The following is a 269-nucleotide window of genomic DNA, read 5'->3' as shown; positions in this document are numbered from 1 at the left end:
GAGATCGAGTGGCGCTGGGTGAAAGGCCACGCGGGCCATCCCGAAAACGAACGCGCTGACGCGCTCGCGAATCGCGGCGTCGAATCCCTCGCGGCCTGAACGCCGGCCGCCCTACCGTCTTTCCCGATTTATCCGACATGCGCCAGATCATTCTCGATACCGAAACCACCGGCCTCAATCCCCGCTCGGGCGATCGCCTGATCGAAATCGGCTGCGTGGAGCTGCTGAACCGGCGGCTCACCGGCAACAACCTGCACATCTACGTGAAC

Annotated in this window: 2 protein-coding genes; both read left to right on the top strand. The window is 63.6% G+C overall.

Going from position 1 to position 269, the window contains the following annotated elements:
- The coding region (locus SB751_RS31000) for an RNase H family protein (RefSeq protein WP_410749147.1) at positions 1 to 99 on the top strand (99 nt) is incomplete at its 5' end.
- Positions 100 to 137: 38 nt separating this feature from the next.
- The coding region (locus SB751_RS30995) for an exonuclease domain-containing protein (protein ID WP_410749146.1) at positions 138 to 269 on the top strand (132 nt) is incomplete at its 3' end.

Origin of the sequence: Cupriavidus sp. SIMBA_020 (assembly GCF_046535395.1) — a bacterium.
Lineage (GTDB): Bacteria > Pseudomonadota > Gammaproteobacteria > Burkholderiales > Burkholderiaceae > Cupriavidus > Cupriavidus campinensis.
The sequence above is the reverse complement of the archived record's forward strand: the minus strand, read 5'-3'. Positions and strand labels throughout refer to the sequence as shown.